1 protein-coding gene is annotated in these 419 nt (G+C 53.7%); it reads right to left on the reverse strand.

Annotated elements, in window-relative coordinates:
• Window positions 1-70 precede the first annotated feature (70 nt).
• On the reverse strand, window positions 71-419 hold a 349-nt coding region (locus Q4563_RS16450), incomplete at its 5' end, for a coproporphyrinogen III oxidase (RefSeq protein ID WP_303605248.1).

Genomic DNA, 419 nt, shown 5'->3' on the forward strand with positions numbered 1-419 from the left:
GCCCACAACGGCGTAACGATCGGTCATACAGAAACTCCTGCGTATCCTGACGATGGTGTCAACCCGGTGCTCAGACCCAGTCTTTATGAGGCAAAAAGTCGGTGTATAAACGTGCTTCGGCCGATCCCGGTTCTGGCTGCCAGTCGTAATCCCAGTGCACCACCGGCGGCAAGGACATCAGAATGGATTCGGTACGGCCACCGGTTTGCAAACCAAAAATCGTTCCACGATCAAATACCAGATTAAACTCGACATAGCGGCCACGGCGATAACACTGGAACTTGCGCTCACGCTCCCCCCAGGGCTGGTCTTTGCGACGCGCCACAATCGGGACATAGGCATCAATATAGGCATTACCCACCGCTTGCATAAAGGCAAAGCTTTTGTCGAAATTACGCTCGCCATCCCATTCGTTGAGG

The sequence above is a fragment of the Gilvimarinus sp. 1_MG-2023 genome (genome assembly GCF_030548285.1).